The sequence below is a fragment of the Vibrio sp. 2134-1 genome (assembly GCF_033339495.1).
Map to the genome: position 1 here is coordinate 1 of NZ_JAWOUS010001003.1, position 508 is coordinate 508.

Genomic DNA, 508 nt, shown 5'->3' on the forward strand with positions numbered 1-508 from the left:
AATGTACCAACAATCAGATTGGTAAGGTAGGCTTGCTAGCCACTCAATATCGGTATTTTCATTTAGGTCATAGTGGTACTGACCGCTTGCAGACCAGTTACGGTTGAACTCGTATGCCGCTACGATACCTGCTTGTGAAATACCTTTACGAGTAATAGTGTCGAGGTTTTCGAGAATGATCGTATCTTCGATGTATTCGCGAGTGACATAGCGGTAGTTACCTTGAATAAAGCCGCCGTTAAACTGATATTCCAACGTACTGTTGGCAAGCTGCATTGAGCTTAAGTCGATGTCGTACTGAACGCCACCGTGATAGAACAGGTAGTCGTTGTAGTTGAAATCAGCTTCAACTGCCCATGAAGAGTAGTTGGTTGTCTCGTCTGGAATGTTCGGGCTATTGCTGATTTTCGTCTTCTTATCGCAGTAGTAGATCTGACCAAACGACACGTTCAAACGTTCGTTGTAGTCATCATCCAAGAAGCGCGTCCTTGCACCGTAGCTCAGCTGG

Annotated in this window: 1 protein-coding gene; it reads right to left on the reverse strand. The window is 45.3% G+C overall.

Going from position 1 to position 508, the window contains the following annotated elements; translation table 11 throughout:
• Positions 1 to 508 (reverse strand): LPS assembly protein LptD (lptD, locus tag R7R78_RS29720; protein ID WP_225475040.1); only part of this gene is annotated, 508 nt, incomplete at both ends.